The sequence below is a fragment of the Neisseria sp. P0021.S006 genome (genome assembly GCF_051956895.1).
Genome location: NZ_JBQCWZ010000978.1, coordinates 1 through 548, shown reverse-complemented (window position 1 = coordinate 548; position 548 = coordinate 1). Strand labels below are relative to the sequence as shown.

General features: G+C 48.5%; 1 protein-coding gene. It reads right to left on the bottom strand.

Translation table 11 applies throughout. The features are described 5' to 3' along the window. The coding region (locus tag ACTHUM_RS18255) for a solute carrier family 23 protein (protein WP_440403715.1) at positions 1–416 on the bottom strand (416 nt) is incomplete at its 3' end. Positions 417–548: the final 132 nt, after the last annotated feature.

Here is a 548-nt window from a genome sequence, read left to right as displayed (position 1 = left end):
GCGGAGAAGCACACCAAAAACGCGCCGACAAAGGACACGCCCAGAAGCGTTGAAATCATCGCATCTTCAGTCAAGCCGCCCTCTTTCATACCGGTACCGAGTGCAATCATCACGGTAACAAAAGAGAAGTTGACCGACTGAATCGACAACATACCCGAACCGACCGGCCCGAAACGGTTGACCTGCAAATAAGTACCGACACCGGAAGCCACCATCGCCATCGACACCAAATAAGCCGTCATTTCAACCGGCAGCTCCAATGCCCCACCGACAATCAGTGCCGGAGTAATCATCGGAACAAAAATCGCTAGAAGGTGCGTAACCGCACTCAACAACGCATTCCCAAACGGCGGCTTATCTTCCAAACCATAAACCAAATCAAGCGGTTCCGCTTGTTTTTCAGTCATTCCGGCCATGTTGAACCTTCTCTCAAGAATCGTTAAAAAATATTAAGATGCGTATTTTAACCAATTTGAAATGTATCAGCAAATTCAAAACCATCAGGCCGTCTGAAAGCTCCGCCCAATCGTTTTCAGACGGCCTCAAAC